This window comes from Corynebacterium sp. MSK073 (assembly GCF_030232085.1).
In the GTDB taxonomy this organism is placed as follows: domain Bacteria; phylum Actinomycetota; class Actinomycetes; order Mycobacteriales; family Mycobacteriaceae; genus Corynebacterium.
The window spans coordinates 109354-133270 of sequence record NZ_JASPIY010000005.1 but is presented as its reverse complement, the minus strand read 5'-3'; the positions used below and the strand labels follow the sequence as shown (position 1 = coordinate 133270).

The 23917-nt window shown below is 59.0% G+C and carries 26 protein-coding genes; 25 read left to right on the top strand and 1 reads right to left on the bottom strand.

The features are described 5' to 3' along the window. The first annotated feature begins 361 nt into the window (after positions 1-361). From rho to QP970_RS04890, 25 genes are all read left to right on the top strand, one after another. Positions 362-2239 carry a transcription termination factor Rho gene (gene rho / locus QP970_RS05010; protein ID WP_239267760.1) on the top strand — a complete coding sequence of 626 codons (1878 nt, stop codon included), beginning with the start codon at positions 362-364 and terminating at the stop codon, positions 2237-2239. Next, positions 2232-3308 carry a peptide chain release factor 1 gene (gene prfA / locus QP970_RS05005; RefSeq protein ID WP_005282411.1) on the top strand — a complete coding sequence of 359 codons (1077 nt, stop codon included), beginning with the start codon at positions 2232-2234 and terminating at the stop codon, positions 3306-3308. The genes rho and prfA overlap by 8 nt, the downstream gene beginning before the upstream one ends. 9 nt (positions 3309-3317) lie before the next feature. Next, positions 3318-4151, top strand: coding sequence for a peptide chain release factor N(5)-glutamine methyltransferase (prmC, locus tag QP970_RS05000; RefSeq protein ID WP_239267758.1), 834 nt, complete (start codon positions 3318-3320; stop codon positions 4149-4151). Positions 4152-4183: 32 nt separating this feature from the next. After that, positions 4184-4852: an L-threonylcarbamoyladenylate synthase gene (locus QP970_RS04995; protein ID WP_239267756.1), complete on the top strand. Its 669-nt coding sequence runs from the start codon at positions 4184-4186 to the stop codon at positions 4850-4852. 14 nt (positions 4853-4866) lie between these two features. Then, a complete protein-coding gene (locus QP970_RS04990; RefSeq protein WP_239267754.1) occupies positions 4867-6042 on the top strand; it encodes an MraY family glycosyltransferase in 1176 nt (391 codons plus the stop codon). A 10-nt stretch (positions 6043-6052) separates the two neighbouring features. Beyond that, on the top strand, positions 6053-6484 hold the full coding sequence (locus tag QP970_RS04985) for a Cg1360 family ATP-synthase-associated protein (protein ID WP_239267753.1): 432 nt from the start codon (positions 6053-6055) through the stop codon (positions 6482-6484). Between the two features lie 445 nt (positions 6485-6929). Further along, positions 6930-7730: a F0F1 ATP synthase subunit A gene (gene atpB, locus QP970_RS04980; RefSeq protein WP_005280195.1), complete on the top strand. Its 801-nt coding sequence runs from the start codon at positions 6930-6932 to the stop codon at positions 7728-7730. 104 nt (positions 7731-7834) lie between these two features. Continuing rightward, positions 7835-8074 (top strand): ATP synthase F0 subunit C, encoded by a 240-nt coding sequence (locus QP970_RS04975; RefSeq protein WP_005280196.1) that lies wholly within the window; start codon positions 7835-7837, stop codon positions 8072-8074. 43 nt (positions 8075-8117) lie between these two features. Beyond that, on the top strand, positions 8118-8687 hold the full coding sequence (locus QP970_RS04970; RefSeq protein WP_005280197.1) for a F0F1 ATP synthase subunit B: 570 nt from the start codon (positions 8118-8120) through the stop codon (positions 8685-8687). A 6-nt stretch (positions 8688-8693) separates the two neighbouring features. Beyond that, positions 8694-9509, top strand: a complete 816-nt coding sequence (locus QP970_RS04965) for a F0F1 ATP synthase subunit delta (RefSeq protein ID WP_284869746.1) — start codon at positions 8694-8696, stop codon at positions 9507-9509. Positions 9510-9569: 60 nt separating this feature from the next. Then, positions 9570-11210, top strand: a complete 1641-nt coding sequence (gene atpA, locus QP970_RS04960; protein ID WP_023017789.1) for a F0F1 ATP synthase subunit alpha — start codon at positions 9570-9572, stop codon at positions 11208-11210. 50 nt (positions 11211-11260) lie between these two features. Next, the gene (locus QP970_RS04955) at positions 11261-12250 is read left to right on the top strand and encodes a F0F1 ATP synthase subunit gamma (protein WP_239267750.1); all 990 of its coding nucleotides are present in this window, start codon (positions 11261-11263) and stop codon (positions 12248-12250) included. Between the two features lie 3 nt (positions 12251-12253). Next, positions 12254-13699 (top strand): F0F1 ATP synthase subunit beta, encoded by a 1446-nt coding sequence (gene atpD / locus QP970_RS04950; protein ID WP_005280201.1) that lies wholly within the window; start codon positions 12254-12256, stop codon positions 13697-13699. A 10-nt stretch (positions 13700-13709) separates the two neighbouring features. Next, positions 13710-14084, top strand: a complete 375-nt coding sequence (locus QP970_RS04945; protein WP_005280202.1) for a F0F1 ATP synthase subunit epsilon — start codon at positions 13710-13712, stop codon at positions 14082-14084. A 183-nt stretch (positions 14085-14267) separates the two neighbouring features. Further along, positions 14268-14747 (top strand): DUF2550 domain-containing protein, encoded by a 480-nt coding sequence (locus tag QP970_RS04940; protein ID WP_005280203.1) that lies wholly within the window; start codon positions 14268-14270, stop codon positions 14745-14747. 21 nt (positions 14748-14768) lie between these two features. Next, a complete protein-coding gene (nucS, locus tag QP970_RS04935) occupies positions 14769-15461 on the top strand; it encodes an endonuclease NucS (protein ID WP_005280206.1) in 693 nt (230 codons plus the stop codon). Further along, entirely contained in the window at positions 15461-15745 is a 285-nt protein-coding gene (locus QP970_RS04930) for an Rv1322 family protein (protein ID WP_239267748.1), read from the top strand. Before nucS ends, QP970_RS04930 begins: the two co-directional genes overlap by 1 nt. Positions 15746-15755: 10 nt before the next feature. After that, entirely contained in the window at positions 15756-16064 is a 309-nt protein-coding gene (locus QP970_RS04925) for a thiamine-binding protein (RefSeq protein ID WP_034653892.1), read from the top strand. Further along, positions 16064-16981, top strand: a complete 918-nt coding sequence (locus QP970_RS04920) for a tetratricopeptide repeat protein (protein ID WP_239267747.1) — start codon at positions 16064-16066, stop codon at positions 16979-16981. The genes QP970_RS04925 and QP970_RS04920 overlap by 1 nt, the downstream gene beginning before the upstream one ends. Positions 16982-17031: 50 nt before the next feature. After that, positions 17032-17850: an ABC transporter ATP-binding protein gene (locus QP970_RS04915; RefSeq protein WP_239267745.1), complete on the top strand. Its 819-nt coding sequence runs from the start codon at positions 17032-17034 to the stop codon at positions 17848-17850. Continuing rightward, positions 17850-18677 carry an NUDIX hydrolase gene (locus tag QP970_RS04910; protein WP_239267744.1) on the top strand — a complete coding sequence of 276 codons (828 nt, stop codon included), beginning with the start codon at positions 17850-17852 and terminating at the stop codon, positions 18675-18677. Before QP970_RS04915 ends, QP970_RS04910 begins: the two co-directional genes overlap by 1 nt. After that, the gene (locus QP970_RS04905; protein ID WP_239267742.1) at positions 18674-19807 is read left to right on the top strand and encodes a THUMP-like domain-containing protein; all 1134 of its coding nucleotides are present in this window, start codon (positions 18674-18676) and stop codon (positions 19805-19807) included. Before QP970_RS04910 ends, QP970_RS04905 begins: the two co-directional genes overlap by 4 nt. 26 nt (positions 19808-19833) lie before the next feature. After that, a complete protein-coding gene (locus QP970_RS04900; RefSeq protein ID WP_239275318.1) occupies positions 19834-20616 on the top strand; it encodes an electron transfer flavoprotein subunit beta/FixA family protein in 783 nt (260 codons plus the stop codon). An 8-nt stretch (positions 20617-20624) separates the two neighbouring features. After that, positions 20625-21566 (top strand): electron transfer flavoprotein subunit alpha/FixB family protein, encoded by a 942-nt coding sequence (locus QP970_RS04895; RefSeq protein WP_239267739.1) that lies wholly within the window; start codon positions 20625-20627, stop codon positions 21564-21566. Further along, entirely contained in the window at positions 21566-22681 is a 1116-nt protein-coding gene (locus tag QP970_RS04890; protein WP_239267737.1) for a cysteine desulfurase family protein, read from the top strand. Before QP970_RS04895 ends, QP970_RS04890 begins: the two co-directional genes overlap by 1 nt. On the opposite strand, the gene QP970_RS04885 is transcribed toward QP970_RS04890, so the two are convergent. Next, a complete protein-coding gene (locus tag QP970_RS04885; RefSeq protein ID WP_284869745.1) occupies positions 22678-23856 on the bottom strand; it encodes an HNH endonuclease signature motif containing protein in 1179 nt (392 codons plus the stop codon). The genes QP970_RS04890 and QP970_RS04885 overlap by 4 nt on opposite strands. Between the last annotated feature and the right edge of the window lie 61 nt (positions 23857-23917).

Genomic DNA, 23917 nt, shown 5'->3' with positions numbered 1-23917 from the left:
CGGTGTCCAAGTACTCACGGTGTAGCTAATGCGCTATACTTGCTTTCGACTGATAGGAAAGCGGGAAAATCTTCCCAGTCCTATGCAATCGGGCCCAGTGACAGGTCCCATTGTTAAACATTGCCCACAGTCGTTTCTTGAATTCTTCCGCCCCCGCGTACGAGCTACAAGGGGGAATTCCCATACGGTAACCGGAAGAGGCCTCATGCTTATTGCCCGGCAGGGTGCGCTCGCACCTTGGCACGAGGGCGAGAAGATAAGAAAAATACACATCGGCTTCCAGTGCACCCGCCCAAGCTTCCCCGAAATGGGGGAGGGCGGATCCCAACTATGGACCTGGTCAAGCAACGAAAGGATATCCGTGAGCGATACGGACAACACCGCGGCACAGGATCTCGCATCCCTGAAGCTGCCGGAATTGCGCAAAATGGCCGCTGAGCGCGGCCTTCGCGGCGTCTCTGCCCTGCGCAAAGGGGATCTCATCACCGCTATTAAGACCGGTCAGGTTCCCCCAAAGGCGAAGGCAAAAATAGAGCAGGCAGAAAAGGCCGAGAAGGCCGAGAAACCCGCTAAGGATGCGGCGCCTGCCAAGCAGAAAGATAAGCCGTCTAAGAAAGACGATCGCGGCGAGAGCGATAACGGCAAGTCCAGCGACCAGCAGGACAATCGCGACAAAGACCGCAAGGACAACGGCGACGACCAACGCTATGAATCGCGGTCGCAGGCCCGTCGTGCCCGCCGCAACCGCGCCCGCCGCCAGGAGCGTCAAGAGCAGGACGATAATAACCGCGGCGAGAATAACCGGAGTGACAACAACCGGGGCGAGGGACAGAACCAGAATCGTCACCAGGATCGCCGCGATGACTCCCAGGATGGCTCCGATAACCAGAGAGACAAGCAGGGCGAGAAGAACGGCGATAATAATCACCGTAATAATCGCAATGACGATAATAATTTTGACCGCGGCAACCGCCGTGGCCGCCGCAACCGCCGGAACCGCCGGGGTGGCCGGGGCAATAATGATAACCACGGCGGCGGCAATGACCTGCAGGTGCGCGAGGGCGATGAGCTACAGGCAGTCGGCGGCATCTTGGATGTCGTAGACAATAACGTCGCCTTCCTGCGCACCACTGGGTACCGCGCGGGCGACGCGGATGTCTTTGTTAATAAAAACATCGTGCGCCGGCTGGGCTTGCGCTCTGGTGATGCTATTACCGGTCAGGTCAAGGTGGCTGGGCCTACCCACACCCACGGCAATGGCCGCAACCGCCGCAAGTACAACCAGTTGGTGCAGGTCGATACCGTCAATGGGATCGATCCTGAAGAGGCTAAGCAGCGCCCGCACTTTAATAAGCTGACACCGCTGTATCCCAACCAGCGACTGCGCTTGGAAACGGATCCGAAGATCCTGACCACCCGCGTCATCGACCTGATCATGCCGATTGGTAAGGGCCAGCGCGCGCTCATCGTCTCGCCGCCGAAGGCCGGTAAGACCACGATTTTGCAAAATATCGCGAATGCGATTGCCACCAATAACCCCGAGTGCTACCTCATGGTCGTGCTGGTGGATGAGCGCCCCGAAGAGGTCACGGATATGCAGCGCTCGGTGAAGGGCGAGGTCATTTCTTCCACCTTTGACCGCCCGCCCTCAGAGCACACCTCCGTCTCCGAGCTGGCCATCGAGCGCGCCAAGCGCTTGGTGGAGCAGGGCAAGGACGTCGTGGTGCTGCTGGATTCCATTACTCGCCTGGGCCGCGCCTACAACAACTCCTCCCCGGCATCGGGCCGCATCCTGTCCGGTGGTGTGGACTCCAATGCGCTCTACCCGCCAAAGCGCTTCTTGGGCGCTGCCCGCAATATCGAAGAGGGCGGTTCGCTGACCATCATCGCCACCGCGATGGTGGAGACCGGTTCTACTGGCGATACCGTCATCTTCGAGGAATTCAAGGGTACGGGCAACGCAGAGCTGAAGCTGGACCGCGGGATCTCGGAACGCCGCGTATTCCCGGCGGTGGATGTCAACCCCTCTGGTACCCGCAAGGACGAGCTCCTGCTGGTGCCTGAGGAGGCGCGCATTATGACCAAACTGCGCCGCATCCTGTCGGCCCTGGATTCCCACCAGGCAATTGACCTGTTGATCAAGCAGCTTAAGAAGACCCGCTCGAATGGCGAGTTCCTCATGCAGGTGGCTTCTTCTGCACCAATGGCTGCGGATAAGGACGAGGAAGACTATGTCTAATCAAGTTTCCATGGTTGATGACATTGTGTCGGAATACCAGGGTATTGAAATGCAGATGGGTGACCCAGAAATCGCCGGCGATCAGCAGGCTTTTCGCAAGCTATCCAAGCGGTACGCGGAGCTGCGCCCCATCATCAAGGTCAACGAGGAGCTGACCCAGGCGCGCGAGGATCTCGCGGACGCCAAGGAGATGGCTTATGAAGACCACGACTTCCAGGAAGAAGCGGACCGCCTAGCAGCGTCCGTGGAAGAGCTGGAAGAAAAGCTGGCAGACCTGCTCGCCCCGCGCGATGAGCAGGACTCGGAAGACATCATCATGGAGATCAAGGCCGGCGCCGGCGGTGAAGAGGCCGCGCTCTTTGCCGGCGACTTGGCCCGCATGTATGAGCGTTTTGCCGATAAGATCGACTTTAAGTGGGAGGTCTTGGGCCTTAACGAGTCCGATTTGGGCGGCGTGAAGGACATGACCATTTCCTTCCGCGCTAAGTCTCCGACGCGCGATGGCGCGTGGTCCGTCTTCAAGTTTGAAGGCGGCGTGCACCGCGTGCAGCGCGTGCCGGTCACGGAATCGCAGGGCCGCATTCAGACTTCTGCCGCTGGCGTGCTGGTGTACCCAGAGCCGGAAGAGGTGGAATCGGTCAATATCGATGACAAGGATATCCGCGTCGATGTGTACCGCTCCTCCGGTAAGGGTGGTCAGGGTGTGAACACCACCGACTCCGCGGTGCGCATTACCCACCTGCCCACGGGGCTCATCGTTACCTGCCAGAAGGAACGTTCGCAGATCCAGAACAAGGCCCGCGCCCTGCAGGTGCTGCAGGCCCGCCTGGACCAGATGGAACGCGAGGCCCGCGAGGCCGAGGCTGGCGAGCAGCGCGCCTCCCAGGTGCGCACCATGGACCGCTCCGAGCGCGTGCGCACCTACAACTGGCCCGAAAACCGCATCACGGATCACCGCATTGGCTACAAGGCCAATAACCTGGATTCCGTGTTGAACGGCGATATGCAGGATCTCATCAAGGCCCTGCAGGACCAAGAGCGCGCCGAGCGCCTTGAGGCCGAGGGGTAATCGCGGTCGATGAAATCGTACGGTGAGGCGCTGCGCCATGGGGTGCAGCGCCTTCGCGTTGCTGGAGTAGGAAGCCCCGAGTGGGATACGCGGATCCTCATCTCCCACCTCATTCACTGTGGGCATTTGGATATTCCGCTGCATGAGCCGCCCATGCCCGGCTTTGACATAGCCTTCCAGGCGCTATTGCGCAGGCGGGAACAGCGCGAGCCGCTGCAATACGTGCTGGGTACGGCGTGGTTTGGGCCCTTGGAATTGAAGGTGGGCCCAGGCGTATTCATCCCGCGCCCGGAAACGGAGGTGATGGCGGACTGGGCGGTCCACCACGCCCCCGGCCCGCGCATGGTGGATTTGTGCTCGGGCTCGGGCGCGCTGGCGCTCTACCTGCAGCATTACGTACCACAGGCGGAGGTTAAGGCAGTAGAGCTTTCCGATGCCGCCCTCGAGTTCACCCGCGCCAATACTCTCGGCACCGGGATAGAGGTGGTGCAGGCGGACGCGACCGACAGCCAGACTCTGGCGGACTGGGATGGCACGGTCGATCTCGTGGTGAGCAACCCGCCATACGTTCCGGAAGATCCGAACCTGCAACCGGAGGTATATCACGATCCGCACGTGGCCGTCTTCGGCGGCGATGACGGCATGGGAGTAATCCGCGGGTTGATTCCCACCATCGCCAGGCTATTGCGGCCCGGTGGGGTCATGGCGATTGAACACGACGATACGACTGGCGATGCCGTGCGCGATGCGGTGGGTGACCACGGCGGCTTTTCCCATATCGCTCCGCTTAAGGACTTAACAGGCACGCCGCGCTTTATTACCGCACAGCGCGCGGTAGACTAAGGCATCACCGTCGGGCAAGAAGGGGATAATTGATGCAAGGAAAAATTTATAATTGCGCCGATGACACCGAGCGTGAGGAAGGCGTGAGCATCGCCACCAAGGCCGCCAAGTCTGGGCGGCTCGTGGTCATGCCCACCGATACGCTGTACGGTTTGGGCTGCGATGCCTTCGATAATGACGCGGTAGCCAATCTACTTGCCACTAAGCAGCGTGGGCCGGATATGCCGGTTCCCGTGCTCGTCGGCTCCTGGAACACCGTTCGCGGCCTCGTCGCCTCGTATCCCGATTCCACCCGTGACCTCGTTGAAGCCTTTTGGCCAGGCGGACTATCCATCGTCGTGCCGCAGGCCCCGTCCCTGCCGTGGAACTTAGGTGATACCCGCGGTACCGTCATGCTGCGGATGCCCCTTCACCCGATTGCCATCGAGCTTTTGCGCGAGGTGGGGCCGATGGCGGTCTCTTCTGCCAATATTTCTGGACACCAACCGCCGACGACCGCGCAAATGGCCAAGGCTCAACTGGGCAAGGCCGTCACCGTGTATTTGGACGGGGGAGAAACGGACATCGGCAAGCCCTCGACCATCATTGACCTCGCCGGTGACCATCCATACCTGCTGCGGGAGGGTGCATTATCCGCAGAGGAGATCGGTGAGGTCCTCGGCGTCTCGGCTGACTCGTTGCGCACCCGGCCCCAAGGATAGAAGGAGCATTTCGCGTGAGCGGCACTGGCGTACCGCTGCGCGAGTTGGCCTTGGTCATCCTCGTTGCAGCGACATTTACCTACCTGACCACCGGCGTGGTGCGATCCTTTTTGGTCCGCACAGGCCGGGTGGCAGAAATTCGCCTGCGCGATTCCCACTCTCAGCCCACGCCCCGCATGGGCGGGCTCGCCATGTTTACCGGCTTCGGCGCGGCGATATTCCTCGCAGCCCAGCTTCCAGCCTTGACTCGCGGGTTCATGCCCGTCACCCCGGAAATGAGCGCGGTGATGTGGGCGGCGCTGGCCATCGTGCTTGTTGGCGTTGCCGATGACTACCTAGAGCTCGGCGCCCTCATCAAGCTTTTTGGGCAGCTCTTTGCCGCCGCGCTCATGAGTGGCCTGGGCCTGACGTGGACGTTGCTTTTCATCCCCTTCGGTGGCGGGACCACGGTAGTGCTCGACCAGATTCAAAGCACCCTGCTTACCGCGTTTTTCACCGTGCTCCTTATCAATGCCATCAACTTCGTCGACGGCCTCGATGGCCTCGCAGCAGGACTTGGGCTTATCGCCGGTGGCGCCATCTTGGTCTTTTCGCTCACCGTTCTGCATGACCAGGGCGGGGCGGTATCGGCGTATCCACCCGCTATCATCAGCGCTGCGTTGGTGGGGATGTGTGCGGGCTTTTTGCCCCATAACTTTGAACCCTCGCGAATCTTTATGGGCGATTCCGGCTCCATGCTCATCGGGCTCTTGCTCGCCGCGGCTTCTACTTCGGCCTCGGGCAAGATCAATATGTCGCTCTACGGCACCGTGGACATGGTGGCGCTTATGTCACCCATCCTCGTGGTGATCGCAGCGGTGTTTATTCCAGTCCTAGACCTTGTCTGGGCGGTTATTCGTCGCCTGTCTCAGGGCCGTTCGCCATTTTCTGCGGATAAGGCGCATATCCACCATCGCTTGTTGTCGTTGGGGCATACGCACCGGCGCACTGTGCTCGTGTTGTACCTCTGGGTATCCGCGGTGGCCTTCGGTGCGGTGTCTTTTTCCATCGTGCCGGCTCCAGTAGCGATCGGCCTGTCCATCACGGCATTATTGGTTGCCTTTGGTGCGACCTTGATCCCACTGCGGCAGGGCAAGATTGGCCTCCGGTCATCGGATGATTGCGTATTGCATGACTCTCCGAGCGCGTGATGTAGGGTGAATGTCCGTGAGTGACACAACGGAAAATGTTAATTTCGATGACCCGCGCGTGCCGCTGCAGCGCGCCGTAAAGAAGGGGGCTACCGCCCTCGGCATCTTTACCATCATTTCCCTCGCCGTCTGGGGCGGGGCACAAGGTGTCGCCGGGCTCTGGGGCGTTATCGTCGGCGCTGCCCTCGGCGGCGGCTTTGTCTTGTTTACCGCTTTATCGGTCCTTTTTACCGCGAACTCGACGCCCTCAACCACCATCGCGGTGGTATTGGGCGGCTGGCTTATCAAGCTGATCGTGCTTATCGGCGTGCTGGCCATTATCCGGGACATGGATTTCTATGACACCTGGGCGCTTTTTCTTACTGTCGTCGTCGCACTCATCGTTACCTTAGGCTCCGAAGTCTGGGCCGTGGTTACCTCTCGGGTCACCTACGTGTCCTAACCCGCGCCCACATTAGGGCTTAGCCGTCGCGCACTGGGGTGGTGCGCGGCGGCCTTTTTATGCCTGCATGCTGGCATTAATGGCAGGCCGCCACCCCCGAGGAGGTGTGTTGGCTTGGGGGTGTGATCAAATGCACGTTTGTGAATTAGGCAGGAATAGCGCGGTTTTGTCTGCCAAAAGACGGATATGGCGGTATCGGGTGTGGCTTATGGGGCCCCCACGTGCGAAAACTGTCGATCCAGCTGATACGATTTGCTTCGGGTTACCGCGGGGTTAAGTGTTGCGCTTTTATCCTGCACGGTAAATCCCTGTCTTGTTCACGCTGATGTGCGACGGAGTCCGTGTTCAAGGCAGAGAGTTTGAGACGTCCATCGCACCACAGAAGCCAGCTATTGGCTGTGTGGCCCGAACACGGGAGAGAACGCTGAGCGTTACAACATTGGCTATGAAAGGGCACTTCCATACGCCCGATCTAGGTGAAGAATTCTTCCCGGGGCAAATTGATGCCGACCATCTGTTTTTCGGTGACTTCGCCGACGGATGGTTCGCGCTTGATCGCCTGATGCTGATTCGCATTTTGATGACTCTAATTGTGGTGATCCTTTTCTGGGCTGCCTTTAAGAACCCTAAGTTGGTTCCTTCTGGCATTCAGAATGTGGGCGAGAACGCGGTCGACTTCGTCCGCGTCCACATCGCCGAGGACATTTTGGGTAAGAAGGAGGGAAAGCGATTCCTGCCAATTATCGCTAGCATCTTCTTCGCGGTTCTGTTTATGAACGTCGCGACCGTTATTCCGGGACTTAACGTCTCGCCCAACGGTCGTATTGGTATGCCAATTGTGTTGGCAGCCGTTTCGTACATCGTCATGATTTACGCCGGCGCCAAGCGTTACGGCTTTGGTAAGTTCATTCGCTCCTCCGTAGTGATTCCGAACTTGCCACCGGCATTGCACCTCTTGGTGGTACCGATTGAGTTCTTCTCTACGTTCATTCTGCGACCGGTTACCCTTGCAATTCGTCTCATGGCGAACTTCCTTGCTGGACACATCATCCTGGTTCTTCTCTTCTCTGCTACGAACTTCTTCTTCTGGCAGCTAAATGGTTGGACCGTCCTGTCTGGGCTAACCGTGGTCTTGGGCTTGGCTATGAGCCTGTTCGAGATTCTGGTTATCTTCTTGCAGGCGTACATCTTCGCTTTGTTGACGGCGGTGTACATCGAGTTGTCCTTGCACGCTGATTCGCACTAAGGACGAGGTCGACGAGCGCGACCGAGTAATCCACCTAATTACACAACACTGACATTCGGTCCGGTTCGGACTGAAGACTTTTTCGAAAGGGAACGACTTTCACCATGAACGAAATCATTCTGGCACAGGATGCTGCTACGACGTTCGAAGGCTTCGGCACCATCGGCTACGGCCTGGCTGCTATCGGCCCAGGTATCGGTATCGGCATCGTTGCCGGCAAGACCGTTGAGGCTATGGCTCGCCAGCCGGAGATGGCCGGCCAGCTGCGTACCACCATGTTCCTGGGTATCGCCTTCACCGAGGCCCTGGCCCTTATCGGCCTGGTTGCCGGCTTCCTGTTCTAAAAGTACGAGTTTTCCAAACCGAAACTTTTAAGACGGGAGACCTATGAATAACGTCGTTTATATGCTTGCAGCAGAGGGCGAGGAGAACCCAGGTTCGGGTAGCTTCTCCGTTCTTCTGCCCAAGAACTATGACATTTTCTGGTCTTTGCTGTGCTTCATCGTAATTCTCTGGTTGTTCTGGAAGTTCGTGCTTCCTCGTTACACCAAGTTGCTCGAAGAGCGTGAAGACCGGATTGAGGGCGGCATGAAGCGCGCTGAGGCCCAGCAGGCCGAGGCCAAGGCTGCTCTAGAAAAGTACAATGCTCAGCTGGCTGATGCCCGCGCAGAGGCAGCCGAGATCCGCGAGCAGGCGCGCGAGCGCGGCAAGCAGATCGAGGCTGACGCGAAGAGCCAAGCGGAAGAGGAATCCCGCCGCATCGTCGCCAATGGCGAAAAGCAGTTGGAAGCTTCTCGTGCGCAGGTTGTTACTGAGCTGCGTTCCGAAATGGGACAGAACTCCATCAACTTGGCAGAAAAGATTCTGGGCGGCGAGCTTTCTGACGCCTCCAAGAAGTCCTCTACCATCGATGGCTTTTTGTCCGAGCTCGACTCTGTGGCACCGGCCGGAAAGTAGGCAACTATGAAGGCAGCTAGCCGCGAAGCACTCGCAAACTCACAATCCCGTGTGGATGAAATCCTCGCTGGCGATAAGAACGTCGCTAGTGCAGTCCAAGCGGGCCTGGATATCTTTGAGGTCGCCGACGTTTTGGATGGGGACCGCGAATTGCGCGTGTCCTTCATCGACGTTGCAGCCCCGGCTGAAGCACGCAAGTCCTTGGCCGAGAATCTCTTTGGCTCCAAGATTTCTGCCGGTGCACTGAGCATCCTGCAGGAAGCTGCGGCGAACCAATGGTCTTCGCCGAAGGACTTCGTCAACGGGCTTGTATCCTTGGGCCGCCGCGCATTGCTGCGCGCAGCCGAGGCGCAGGGCCAATTGGGCCAGGTCGAAGACGAGCTTTTCCGCTTGGCCCAGATTCTGGACCGCGAGGGCGAGCTTACCCAGCTGCTTTCCGATCGAACTGCTGAATCCGCACGCAAGCGCGGATTGCTGGCAAACGTGCTCTACGGCAAGGTGACGATGTTTACTGAGGCGCTCGCGCTGCAGGCCATCAGCCGCCCAGAGCAGAACCCGATTGATGACGTAGCCGGATTGGCCGATACTGCAGCAGCCCTGCAGGATCGCACCATCGCGCGCGTTGTCGCTGCGGGTGAATTGAATGAAGGCCAGCAGGCAGTACTCGCTGAGAAGCTGGGCAAAATTTATGGTCGTGCGATGTCCATTCACTCTGAGGTTGACATCAGCCTCCTCGGTGGCATGCGCATCCGCGTCGGCGATGAAATCATTGACGGCTCGACGGCAGGCAAGATTGCCCGCTTCCGTGCCCAGATGGTGTAGCCGAAACGACAGAAACGATTTAAGTAAGTGCTGGAAGATACTACCGAGAGCAGGAAGAACATGGCGGAGCTGACGATCTCCTCCGACGAGATCCGTAGTGCGATTGCGAACTACACCTCGAGCTACTCCGCGGAGGCCTCCCGTGAGGAGGTCGGCGTGGTCATTTCGGCAGCTGACGGTATTGCGCAGGTTTCTGGCCTGCCATCCGTTATGGCGAATGAGCTGCTCGAGTTCCCCGGCGGCGTAATTGGCGTCGCACAGAACCTTGACACCAACTCCATCGGTGTCGTGGTCCTGGGTAACTACGAGTCCCTCAAGGAGGGCGACGAGGTTAAGAGGACCGGAGAGGTCCTTTCCATCCCCGTGGGCGAGGACTTCCTCGGCCGCGTTATTAACCCACTGGGCCAGCCCATTGACGGCTTGGGCCCAATCGAAAGCGAAGAGGAGCGCGTCCTCGAGTTGCAGGCACCTTCGGTGCTGCAGCGCCAGCCGGTTGAAGAGCCAATGCAGACCGGCATCAAGGCTATCGATGCGATGACCCCGATCGGCCGTGGTCAGCGTCAGCTGATCATTGGTGACCGTAAGACCGGTAAGACTGCGGTTACCATCGATACCATTTTGAACCAGAAGGCCAACTGGGAGTCCGGCGACAAGGACAAGCAGGTCCGTTGTATTTACGTCGCCATCGGCCAGAAGGGCTCGACCATCGCCAGCGTGCGCCGCACTCTTGAGGAGCATGGCGCGCTGGATTACACCACCATCGTGGCGGCCCCGGCTTCTGATTCCGCCGGCTACAAGTGGCTGGCACCATTCTCCGGCGCTGCATTGGGTCAGCAGTGGATGTACCAGGGCAACCACGTCCTGGTCATCTACGATGACTTGACCAAGCAGGCTGAGGCTTATCGCGCAATTTCGCTGTTGCTGCGCCGCCCGCCGGGACGTGAGGCCTACCCAGGTGACGTCTTCTACCTGCACTCCCGTTTGCTGGAGCGCGCTGCCAAGCTTTCCGATGACATGGGTGCCGGCTCTATGACCGCACTGCCCATCATCGAAACGAAGGCGAACGACGTCAGTGCCTTCATTCCGACCAACGTCATTTCCATTACTGACGGTCAGGTCTTCTTGGAGTCCGACCTGTTCAACCAGGGTGTGCGCCCGGCTATTAACGTCGGTGTGTCCGTCTCCCGTGTTGGTGGTGCGGCACAGACCAAGGGTATGAAGAAGGTTGCCGGTAACCTCCGTCTTGACCTTGCTGCATACCGCGACCTGCAGGCATTCGCTGCCTTCGCATCCGACCTGGACGCTGCCTCCAAGGCACAGCTGGAGCGCGGCTCCCGCTTGGTCGAGCTGCTGAAGCAGTCCGAGTCCTCGCCGCAGCCGGTGGAATACCAGATGGTATCCATCTACCTCGCCGAGGCAGGCATCTTCGACGTCGTTCCCGTCGAAGACGTTCGCCGCTTCGAGGCCGAGGTGCACGAGTACCTCAACGCCAATACTCCAGAGGTCTTTGAGCAGATCGCCGGCGGCAAGGCGCTGAGCGATGAGTCCAAGGAAGCACTCGAGGCTGCAGCCAAGGAGTTCGCTCCTACGTTCCGCACCTCCGAGGGCCACAACTTGGGCACCGAAGAGCCTGTAGATCCTTTGGACGAAAATGACGTGAAAAGCACCGAGCTCAACGTCTCCCGGAAGACGGCTAAGTAGAGTTCAGCTCTCGCAATTAACCGTCTATATGAAAGAAGGGAGGAGAAACGATGGCTAATCTTCGCGAATTGCGCGACCGCATCCGGTCCGTGAACTCGACTAAGAAGATCACTAAAGCCCAGGAGCTCATTGCTACCTCGCGCATTACCAAAGCGCAGGCTCGGGTGGAAGCCTCTCAGCCGTACGCGACTGAGCTGACCAATGTTATGAACAGGTTGGCTGCAGCGTCGACGTTAGAGCACCCTATGCTGCGCGAGCGTGAAGACGGCAACGTCGCCGCGATTCTCGTAATCACCTCTGATCGAGGCATGTGCGGTGGCTACAACAACAACGTCTTCAAGAAGGCAGCCCAGCTCAAGGCCCTCCTCGAAAGCAAAGGCTACGAGGTAGTTCGCTACGTCACCGGCAGCAAGGGCATCAGCCACTACAACTTCCGCGAGGAAGAGGTAGCGGGCAGCTGGGATGGTTTCTCTCAGGATCCAACCTGGGAGGGCACCCACGATGTGCGTCGCCACATGATCGATGGCTTCGTTGCTGGTTCGAAGGGCACTACCAAGGGCCGCGAGGGCTTGCACGCGGAAGGTGAAGGCGCAGGTGTTACCGGCTTCGACCAGGTGCACGTGGTCTACACCGAGTTTGAGTCCATGTTGACTCAAACCGCGCGTGCGCAGCAGCTTTTGCCTGTTGAGCCGGTAGTGCAGGGCGAGGAGTACGAGATGGGTGACTCCGCACTGGAGGATCCGGAGCCGACGGAAAACATTTCCGCGGACTTCGAGTTCGAACCGGACGCGGATACCCTGATGGAAGCGCTGCTTCCGCAGTACGTCTCGCGTATCCTGTTTGCTATGTTCTTGGAGGCTTCGGCTTCCGAGTCCGCTGCACGCCGTACAGCTATGAAATCTGCTACTGACAATGCAACCGAGATGGTCAATGACCTGTCTCGCGTGGCCAACCAGGCCCGTCAGGCGCAGATTACCCAGGAAATTTCAGAGATCGTCGGTGGCGCTGGCGCGCTATCTGACAGCGCAGAAAGTGACTAGATTATGACTACAGCTCTGCAAGAGCAGAATGCACAGTCTTCGGCAGTCGCCGGTCGTGTCGTGCGCGTCATCGGTCCGGTGGTGGACGTGGAATTCCCACGCGAGGCACTTCCGGCCCTGTACAACGCACTCCACGTCGAGATTAAGCTCGAAGCTGTGGCAAAGACCGTCACCCTCGAGGTCGCGCAGCACCTCGGTGACAACCTCGTTCGTACCGTGTCCATGGCACCTACCGATGGCCTTGTCCGTGGCGCCGAGGTAGTCGACTCCGGAGAGCCTATCTCCGTTCCCGTAGGCGACGTCGTCAAGGGCCACGTCTTTAACGCCCTCGGTGACTGCCTCGACGAGCCGGGCCTCGGCCGCGATGGCGAGCAGTGGGGCATCCACCGCGAGCCACCAGCGTTCGACCAGCTCGAGGGCAAGACCGAGATCCTCGAGACCGGCATTAAGGTCATCGACCTGCTGACCCCTTACGTTAAGGGCGGCAAGATTGGCCTCTTCGGTGGTGCAGGTGTGGGTAAGACCGTCCTGATTCAGGAAATGATTACCCGTATTGCCCGCGAGTTCTCCGGTACGTCGGTCTTCGCCGGCGTCGGCGAGCGCACCCGTGAGGGCACCGACCTCTTCCTGGAAATGGAAGAGATGGGCGTTCTGCAAGATACCGCACTTGTCTTCGGCCAGATGGACGAGCCACCAGGAGTTCGTATGCGCGTGGCCCTGTCCGGCCTGACCATGGCGGAGTACTTCCGCGATGTGCAAAACCAGGACGTGCTGCTGTTCATTGACAACATCTTCCGTTTCACCCAGGCCGGCTCCGAGGTATCCACCCTGCTGGGGCGTATGCCTTCCGCCGTGGGTTACCAGCCAACCTTGGCTGATGAGATGGGTGTGTTGCAGGAGCGCATTACCTCCACCAAGGGTCGTTCCATTACCTCTCTGCAGGCCGTTTACGTGCCTGCCGATGACTACACTGACCCGGCCCCAGCCACGACCTTCGCCCACTTGGATGCGACGACCGAGCTGGACCGTGCCATTGCTTCCAAGGGTATTTACCCAGCAGTGAACCCGCTGACCTCTACCTCTCGTATCCTCGAGCCAGGCATTGTGGGCGAGAAGCACTACGAGGTAGCACAGCGCGTCATCGGTATTCTGCAGAAGAACAAGGAACTGCAGGACATCATCGCCATCCTTGGTATGGACGAGCTGTCTGAAGAAGACAAGGTGACCGTGCAGCGTGCCCGCCGCATCGAGCGCTTCTTGGGCCAGAACTTCTTCGTCGCGCAGAAGTTCACCGGCCTGGAGGGTTCCTACGTGCCGCTGCAGGATACCATCGATGCCTTCGAGCGCATCTGCAACGGTGAGTTTGACCACTACCCAGAGCAGGCCTTCAACGGCTTGGGTGGCTTGGACGACGTCGAAGCTGCATACAAGAAGTTGAACGAGAAGTAGGGAGAGGCACATGGCTGACATCACCGCCGAATTGGTTTCCGTCGAGCGCTCATTGTGGTCTGGTCAGGCCTCCATAGTGACGGCTGAGACCACCGAGGGTGAGATCGGCGTGCTTCCCGGTCACGAGCCTGTGATCGGTCAGTTGATCGACAATGGCGTAGTGACCATCCACCCAGTTGATGGCGCGCGGCGCGTTGCCGCCGTCCAGGGTGGCTTCCTCTCCGTTACCCAGGACAAGATTACCGTCCTCGCTGATTGGGCCATCTGGTCCGATGAGGTGGATGAGGCCCAGGCGGAAGAGGATTCCTCTTCGGCTCATGAGCTCACCAAGTCCCGCGGTGAGGCTGCATTGCGTGCACTTCGCCGCGCAGCAAAGGCTGAATAAACCTTGGATTGGTAGGAGAGGGCAGCAATAGCCGCCCTTCCTGCTCTCAGAAAAGCGCACTGGAATTTATCCGGTGCGCTTTTTCACGTTTTCTTTGCCTTTTCTTATTGGCGCGGAGGCGGAATCAGGCGCTACAATCCAAATAATTGTTCTTTCACTAACCAAGGATGGCGTGTGGAGCCCATGAATTCAACGGTTATCTCGGTGGTCCTGTGGGCCTTAGCGTTGGTGGTACTGCTGGTGGTCTTGCTGGCAGCCCTGCGATTTTTTACTCTGCGCTCGCGCGGAACCGCGGTGTTGTTGCGCTCAATGCCGGCAAAGGATAGCTTTTCTTGGCGCCATGGCGTGCTGCGCTATACCGGAGAAGTTGTTGAATACTTCAAACTGCGCTCCGTATTCCCGCGCTATAACCTGTGGTTTAACCGCCTCGACATCACCATTTTGAACTCTCGTTCTTTGGATGATGACGAGGCTTCTTTTATGTCTGATGCCACCGAGGTGGTGCACTTTAGCACCGGGGACGCGGAATATGAGCTGGCTTCCGATGCCCGCGGAATCATGGCCTTCGAGGCCTGGGTAGAGGCGGCGCCGTCTAAGCGGCAACAGCGCTTTGATTACAAGCAGTTGCGGGAACGCGCCACCCGGCAGTCCAAGCGCCAATAGCAACAGGCTAGGGTAGTACCCATGCGCTTAGTAATCGCCCGTTGTTCAGTTGATTACGTGGGACGGCTCGACGCCCACCTGCCCTTGGCGGACCGCCTGCTCATCGTCAAAGCAGATGGCTCGGTATCGGTGCATGCCGATGACCGCGCGTATAAGCCCCTCAATTGGATGACGCCGCCGTGTACGGTGAGTGAATCCGTCATCGAGGACGTGGATGGCAATGACACCGGCGAGGTGTTGTGGCTAGTTGAAAATCCGAAGGGCGAGCAATTGCGCATTACAATTGCGGAAATCCACGAGGATATCTCCTACGAGATGGGCGAAGACCCAGGCCTGGTAAAGGACGGCGTGGAGGCGCACCTACAGGAGCTTTTGGCCGAAAAGATCGACACCCTGGGCTCCAATTTCACCCTCGTGCGCCGCGAGTATCCCACGGCTATTGGCCCAGTAGACATTATGGCTAAAGATGCCGATAACCGGAACGTTGCCGTGGAGGTCAAGCGCCGCGGTGGCATCGACGGGGTAGAACAATTAACCCGCTACCTTGAGCTATTGAACCGCGATGAATTAATCGCGCCTGTATCCGGCATCTTTGCGGCGCAAGAGATCAAACCACAGGCCCGAACGCTTGCCGAAGACCGCGGCATCCGCTGCGTGGTTTTGGATTACCAGGAGCTGCGCGGACTCGAGTCGAAAGAATTGCGGTTGTTTTAATGCCACGGCGAAATAGGCGAAAACCACAGGAATTCCGGCCACTGCCCAAGGACGGCTCCACCTTCTTTGGCTCGCAGACGGTCGAGGGCCCCAGCTGGACGCACGGGGAGCCGTATATCATGCGGCACATCGGGTCCGCGCGGGCGCAGAAGTTCTATCTTTGCCCGGGGTGTAACCAAAATATTCCGCCTGGGGTTGCCCACATCGTCGCCTGGCCGCGCGATACCGGCAGGCAGGGCGATGACCGCCGCCATTGGCACCGGCATTGCTGGGAGCGAAGGTAGACTTGCGGGCATGATTGTTGCATTTTCAGTAGCACCCGCAGTGGTGGATAATGACTCCGGCGAGATGGCTGATGCCGTGGCGGAGGCGGTCCGCGTGGTGCGGGAATCCGGCCTGCCCAATGAAACCAACGCCATGTTTACCCTTGTAGAAGGCGAGTGGGACGAGGTTTTCGGCACTATTAAGAAAGCCACCGAAGCCGTGCGTGCGGTATCACCGCGCACCTCATTGGTTATTAAGGCCGATATCCGCGAAGGCGTGACGAATCAATTGACAGATAAAGTAGACGCCGTGAATCGTCGTTTAGCTAAGGAGGATTAATGACTTCTGCGAATAATGCTTATGTAGGCGGTGCCCTCGATCTCAGCCAGGTCAAGGCGCGTGCGGAAGCCCGCCAGCAGGCGCAAGAGCAGCCACAGTCTAACGGAGTCCAGCCATTTTTTACCGTCACCGAGGCGAATTTCGAGACCGAGGTGGTGCGCCGCTCCACCGAGGTTCCAGTAGTCGTCCTCATTGGCACCTCGCGCTCTACCCAGTCCGACCAGCTGAAGCAGGACCTGCAGGAATTAGCCGCGGCGGGAAACCTTAGCTTCCTCGTAGGCTACGTGGATGCGGACGCCACTCCACAGGTCGCGCAGGCCTTCGGCGTGAAGAACCTGCCTACCGTGGTAGCCATTGGCGCAGGCCAACCGCTGACCAATTTCGAGGGAGCCCAACCGAAGGAGGCCCTTAAGCAGTGGCTGGATAGCTTGGTAGAAAACGTCGGACCGCAGCTTAAGGGGCTTGAGCCCGCACCGGCCGCAGCGGAGGAGGAAGAAGAGGACGACCCTCGCCTGCAAGAGGCAGAATCCTTCCTGAACTCCGGCGATTTCGACGGCGCGATTAAGGTCTACGAATCCATCTTGGAAGCGGAACCGGATAATACGCAGATTAAGCAGGCGCGGGACACAACGAAGCTTCTCAAGCGGTTGGATCCGGCAAACCAAACCGAGGACCCGATTGCTGCTGCGGATGGGGATAAGGGGGACATCGACAAGCAGATGCGTGCCGCCGATGCCGAAGTCGTCGCAGGTGCCCCAGAAAAGGCCTTCGACCGCCTCATCGAGGCCATGAAGGTTACCGCCGGCGATGAGAAGGCCCAGCTCAGGGAACGCCTACTTGAGCTCTTTGGCCTTTTTGCAGGTAATGACCCGCGCGTTCTTGAAGCGCGCACGAAGCTGGCAAGCGCGCTGTATTAAAGTCGGCGGAGCTGTGTCAATTACTGCGGGTGGTGAATAGATCAGTCACAATGGAAGGCGTGAACGACGTAACCCCAACTGATCAAGACTGGCTCATCGACTTCCGTGGCGTGGAGCTTCGCCGCGGTGGCAAGCACTTGGTAGGGCCCGTGGACTGGCAGGTCGAGCTCGATGAACGCTGGGTCATCATCGGGCCGAATGGCGCCGGAAAGACCTCCTTGGTGCGCATGGCGGCCGCGGAGGAATTTCCCTCCAAGGGCACGGCCTTTTTGATGGGCGAGCAAATTGGCAAGACCGATATGCGTGACCTGCGCGCGCTGATTGGTCTGTCCTCCGCCGCCGTGCAATCGCGCATTCCCGCGGATGAGCGGGTCTATGACCTCGTCATTTCTGCCGGTTACGCGGTCTTGGGCCGGTGGCGCGAAGAATATCAAGACATGGACTTTTCCCGCGCCGATGACATCTTGGCCCAGGTTGGCGCTAGCCACTTAAAGGACCGTACGTGGACGACGCTTTCGGAAGGTGAGAAGAAGCGCGTCATCCTCGCCCGCGCCTTGATGTCCAACCCGGAGCTGCTCATCTTGGATGAGCCTTCTGCTGGCATGGACCTTGGCGGGCGCGAAGATCTCGTGGGATACTTGGGCGATCTCGCGATGGATCCGGATGCCCCGGCCATCGTCATGATTACCCACCACGTGGAAGAAATCCCGTACGGCTTTACCCACGCGATGCTTCTGGATGAAGGAAAAGTGGTAGCAAAAGGTCTCATTAACTCCGTGCTGACCTCGGAGAACCTATCCCAGGCCTTCCACCAACCCATTCAGGTAGATCGTATTGGGCAGCGATACTTTGCCCGCCGGATATCTTAATGAACAACCAGATTCATGACCGGCTCGATGCGATCGACGCCAGCGATACCACCGGGTTTAACGGTGGGCGCATGGCGGCGACCGTGCTCTTGCTTCGCGATGGCCACGACGGGCTCGAGGTCTGGGTCCAAGAACGCGTGAGCACCATGCGTAACTACCCGGGCCATGCCGTATTCCCTGGCGGTGGGGTAGACCCGCGCGATTTCCCACCGCGTTCGTGGGATTCCGGTGATTTGTGGGCTGGAAAGTCCGTTGTGGCTATGGCTCGGCGGATGGGCGTGACCAAGTACAAAGCCCACGCCCTCGTCTTCGCCGCGGCCCGCGAGCTCTTCGAGGAATCCGGTACCTTGTTTGCGATCCGGGATGACGGCACGATTTCTAATGCGCGCCGGTATCACCGCGAGCGCAGGCTCCTAGAAAGCCACACCATCTCCTTTACCGAGTTCCTTAGTAATAACGGGATGCGCGTCGATGCCGATATGCTCCTCCCATGGGCCCGGTGGGTAGGGCAAAGCAAAAACCATTGGTTCGATACATTTTTCTTCGTTGGCCTGCTTCCGAGCGGGCAGGAGCCGGACGGGGACACTCACGAAGCAGATGATGCCGGATGGTTTTCGCCGCAGCTCATCCTAGAGGGCTGGCGGGCCGGACTCGTCCGCCTCGTAGTTCCTACATGGGCGCAAATGCAACGGTTATGCAAGTACTCCACCGTCCAAGAGGTGCTTGATGATGCCTCCTCGTCCGACCTTCGCCCCGTCATCGGCGATCCCCGCGATGACCCGCAGTATGCGGAATATTTCGCCACCACCCCTACAGAGCGCATATGAGTTTTAACCTCGATGAAGTCCGTTTCTTAAGCGAGCACAACGCCGAACTGGCTAGCTTGGACTTGGATCTGAGCAAGGCTTCGCAGCTGAAGGATCTAGAAAAGCTGAAAGCAGCCTACGGCGATTATGCGCGCTGCGCCATGGAGCTACTCACAGCCCGGCGGGGCGGAAAGCTGCCCGAGACCTGGCTTATGGATGCCGATTCCGCGCAGCAAGCCACCCCGCTGTCGGTTGCGCGCTATCGCTCAGAATTCCTGCAGCACCAGGGAATGCGCACCGTCCACGATGTCACGTGTTCCATCGGTACCGAAGGCTATGGATCGAGCCTTGACTACTTCGGTTCCGATATCGATGCCTCCCGCCTTGCCATGGCCCGGCATAATTTGGCTTCTAACGCGTTCTTTCAAGCAGATGCACTCACCACCACCTCTACCGCGGACGTCATTATCGCCGATCCCGCCCGTAGGAAGGCGGGGCGGCGGATTTCTCGCCCGGAGGATTTGCTGCCACCGCTACCGGACCTGATCGCCGCGCACAGGGACGCACACGTGGCCATTAAGTGCGCACCCGGCCTTGATTTTAGTGACTGGGACGGATTGGTCACCGTCAGCAGCGTCAATGGGGCAGTTAAGGAAGCGTGCCTCTACACACCAGGCCTCGGAACGGGCAAGCAGGCAGTGATGATTCAGGGGGAGTCAGTTGACGTCCTCACGGATGAAGAGCAGAACCTGCCAGACGCTGGCGCAATCGGCACCTACCTCATTGATCCAGATGGGGCAGTGGTGCGTGCTGGACTCGTGCAGCACTATGCGGCGCGCGAGGGGTTGTGGCAGATCGATCCGCGAATTGCGTACCTGACGGGCGAGCGCATTCCGCAGGGGACGTCGGGATTTCCATTCATAGAAAAGGTCCCCCTAAAGCGCCTAAAATCTGTACTAAAGGCCTATGATGCAGGAATCCTAGAAATCCTTGTGCGCGGCGTCGATGTTGACCCTGACCAGCTAAGGAAACAGATGAAGCTGAAAGGATCGCGGTCTTTCGCGGTCATCATTACGCGAATTGGCTCACAGGGTATCGCGTTGCTTTGCCAACCCCGAGTATTATCGTCCGAAGATAATTACGCAATATAAATCTATCGGAAAGGTGAGTGCCCCCAATGCCAACGATTGTGGCTCTGGTCAAGCATGTACCGGATACGTGGTCCACCAAATCTTTGGAGGATGACCATACCCTGGATCGCACCTCCGTGGACAACATCATTGATGAGATTAATGAATACTCCGTGGAACAGGCGTTGCGCCTGCGCGATGAAAATCCGGATGAAAACTACCGTGTTGTGGCTTTAACGATGGGCCCCGCACAAGCAGATGAGGCCCTCCGCAAGGCGCTTGCGATGGGTGCAGATGACGCGGTCCTCGTTTCCGATGACGCCCTAGCCGGCGCCGATGCACTGTCTACCGCGTGGACCCTGAACGCAGCGATTAACACGCTAGAGGATGTCCAATTGATCACCTTGGGCAATGAGGCTTCCGATGCCTCGACCGGAACGCTCGCGGGACTGCTCGCTGAATACCGCCAGCTGCCCGCCTTGACCGAGCTGCAACAGGTGGAACTCTCGGGCGGCGCGGTAAAAGGTAGCCGCGAGGACGCCCGCGGAACCTGGGTGCTCGAGGCCGCCCTTCCTGCGATTATTTCCGTCACCGATAAGGCGGATAAGCCGCGCTTCCCCAACTTCAAGGGGCTCATGGCTGCAAAGAAGGCGGAGATCACCACTCTGAGCGTGGCGGACCTGGGCATTGATGCCATTGCGCCCACCACGACCGTTACCGAATCCTCCAAGCGCCCGCCGCGAACGGCCGGCGAGGTTATCTCTGAGCCGCAGCCGCAGGATGCTGCGAAGAAGATTGCTGACTTCCTAGCCGCAAAGAACTTGATTTAGGAGTAGAAATGTCTCACGTTTACGTACTTGTTGAACACGATGCAGACAGCATTCTCCCCGTTACCGGTGAGCTCATTACCGCCGCACGCGAATTGGGGACGGTGTCTGCGGTGGTCGTCGGCAAGCAGGCAGATGCCTTCGATGCCGAGCTAGCCGCCCTCGGCGCCGCCCAGGTGGTGCAGGCAACGGCGGAGGATTATGACCAGCGCCTGGTGACCCCTGAGGTAGATGCCTTGCACGCCCTGGGCGCAGCCAATCCGGCGCCAATCGTCCTGGCCGCCAGCCCGACGAATAACGAGATTGCGGGCCGCCTGTCCGCTCGCCTGGCTTCCGGCGCGCTCGCGAATGTGGATTCCATCAAGGCGGATGGCTCTGCAACCATGACCATTTTCGGTGGCACCTACGAGACCACCTCGCAGGCTTCCGGCAGCTGCCCGATCTATACCCTGCAGCCCGGCTCGGTTGCGGCGGATCCTCAGCAGGTGGAAGCCCAGCCAGCCTCCATGCCGCTGCCTGCGACAACCGAGAAGGATGTCAAGGTTAATTCCTTTACTCCCGCTGAGAAGTCCGCTCGTCCCGAGCTCACCGCAGCCAAGGTCGTGGTCTCCGGCGGCCGCGGCGTGGGCGATAACTTCGCCGAGATCGTCGAGCCGCTTGCCGATGCCCTCGGTGGCGCCGTCGGTGCCACCCGCGACGCCGTCGATGAAGGCTTCTACGATGCCACCCACCAGGTGGGCCAGACTGGCGTGACCGTGTCGCCAGATCTCTACATTGGCCTGGGCATTTCCGGTGCCATTCAGCACACCTCGGGCATGCAGACCTCCGGCACCATCGTGGTGGTCAACCAGGACCAGGATGAGCCGTTCTTCCAGATCGCAGATCTCGGCGTTGTCGGCGACCTGCACGAAATTGCCCCAGCCCTGACCGAGGAATTGAAGGCACGCCAGTAATGCCGCACTATTTCGACTACGCAGCAACCCAGCCGATGCGCCAATCCGCCATCGACGCATGGGTTGCCGCCTCCGGCTCGCTTAACTCCAGCGCCCAGTACGCCTCTGGCCGCAGGGCACGCTCCGTGCTTGACGATGCCCGCGAGAAAGTCGCCTCCCTCCTTGGGTGCGAACCCATCGAGGTCGTCTTTACCTCCTCTGGCACCGAGGCGGATAACATCGCTATCCAGGGCCTTTATGCGGCGGGAAACACCAACCGCATCATCTCGACGGATATTGAGCACCCAGCCGTGCGCGATACCGTTGGCAAGCTTGCCCAAGCCGGCGCCACCGTGGACCTACTCCCCGTGGACCGCAGCGGGCATATTAGCGATGGGGGCGCCTTCGCGGAGCCTGCCGATCTTGCCACCTGCATGTGGGCCAATAACGAAACCGGGGCGATTCAGCCAATCGAGGAGCTTGCCTCCCTCGCGCAACAATCCGGTATTCCCATGCACGTGGATGCTGTGCAGGTAGCGGGCAAGCTGCCCATCAATTTCGCGGAGTTGGGCATCACAACGCTCGCCGCCAGCGCCCACAAGTTTGGCGGCCCGCGCGGCATCGGCGTGCTATTAGCCAAGCGCACCCCAGCGCCGCAGCCGATTTCCTATGGCGGCGGCCAAGAGCGTGGACTACGCCCAGGCACCGTGGACGTCGCCAGCGCCTCGGCGCTCGCCGCTGCCTTGGAAGAGTCGATTGCCGAAAGCGCTGCCGAGGGCGAGCGCATCGCTGGACTCCGGAACAAGCTGCGGGATCGGATCCTTTCTTCCATTGACAACGTCGTGGTGAATTCCACCGAGCCATGCTTGCCGTCGCACCTACACGTTTCTTTCCCCGGCACTGATGGCGACAGCCTCATCATGCTGCTGGATTCGCTGCAGATTGAGGCATCGACTGGCAGTGCCTGCAGCGCAGGCGTCAACCGCATGTCCCACGTGCTTTCTGCAATGGGTGTCAGCGAGGATGAAGGAATTGGATCCCTCCGGTTTACCTTGGGGCGCCTTACCTCCGAAGACGATGTGGATTACATGCTCGCGCACTTGCCAGATGTTGTTGCTCGGGCCCGCACGGTTTAGGTATCAGCCCTTTCTTTGGCAGCATTGCGCCGCGCGGCGATTGCCTGGGCAACGGTGAGCGCCCAGTTCTTATTCTTCGCCGCTAGCGGCCCCTGCGGTTCGTCGTATTCCCACCGCCCGTCTTGGAAGAGCCAGATAATGTCTCCGCTGTGCGGATCCATGATGTAAAAGGCGCTTTTATCCGTTTTTACATTGTGATGGTGCTGGCACAACGAGGCCAAATTTCCCGCCGTTGTTTTTCCTCCCTCTGAGAAATCGATCCGGTGGTCCTTCTGGCACCTGTAGGCCGGGCGGTTGCATCCAGGCCAGCGGCACACACCATCGCGACCTTCCACATAGGCACCGATGAGCGGCGGCGTGGAGTAGGCCGGGCTTACCCTTGTTTCCGCCTGGTCCATATCCCGTGTCGTAGTCGGGGTTAGCCGGTCTGCGGTATCAGGGTGTACCCATCCATAGCCCTGGATAAAACCGGGAGCCGCTTTTATATCGCTGGCGCGGTACATATATAGATGCACCTGAGATTTATCTTCGACGGTTCCGAGGATCAGCTGGGCTAGGGCATCGGCCTTGCTGATTCCGTGTTCTTCCGCCGTGCGCTGAACAACCTCGTCAATGAGGATGAGCGCGTCTTCGTCGAACTCTACGTTTAACCCTGCTCGTCCGCCCGCGGTGGGGTAGATGAAATAGGATTCATTTCGCGCGTCCTCTTCCTCGGGCTCCTTGTCTCCCGTAGAGTCCGGGGATTCCATCGTGATGAGCCCATTGAGCTTTCGACGCAGGGCAGCGTTCGATGGAAAACTTTGGCCCGGCTTTGTGGGAGTGAGGTACTTTTCTAATTCTGCGTCTATGCGCTGAAGGATGCGGCTGTCTACCTCGCCAAGTTTGCTCAAGACCGCATCGATGGTGATAAGCCGAGAGAAGTCGAGGAAGTAGTGGGTTTCCTGCAGCAGTTGGGTGCGCGGCAACTCTTCTAAGCGGTACAGGGCCATGGTGATATCCCTCGTGCGCCGCTCGCTTAAGCCGGTGGGACCCGCTAAGATATGGCACGAGATATCGAAATCGTCTTCTAGGCTTGGTTTAATTTCCTTCCAGAGTCGGTAGTCGGACTTTCTATTGCAGGTGGCACTAACCGCGATGTCATCGTGTGGGTCAGTGATGAGGTAGTAGGGTTCCACGGCGATTATCCCCCGAATTTCGCACTAAGTTTCTAATTTCCATAGCTTCACCATAAGCCAC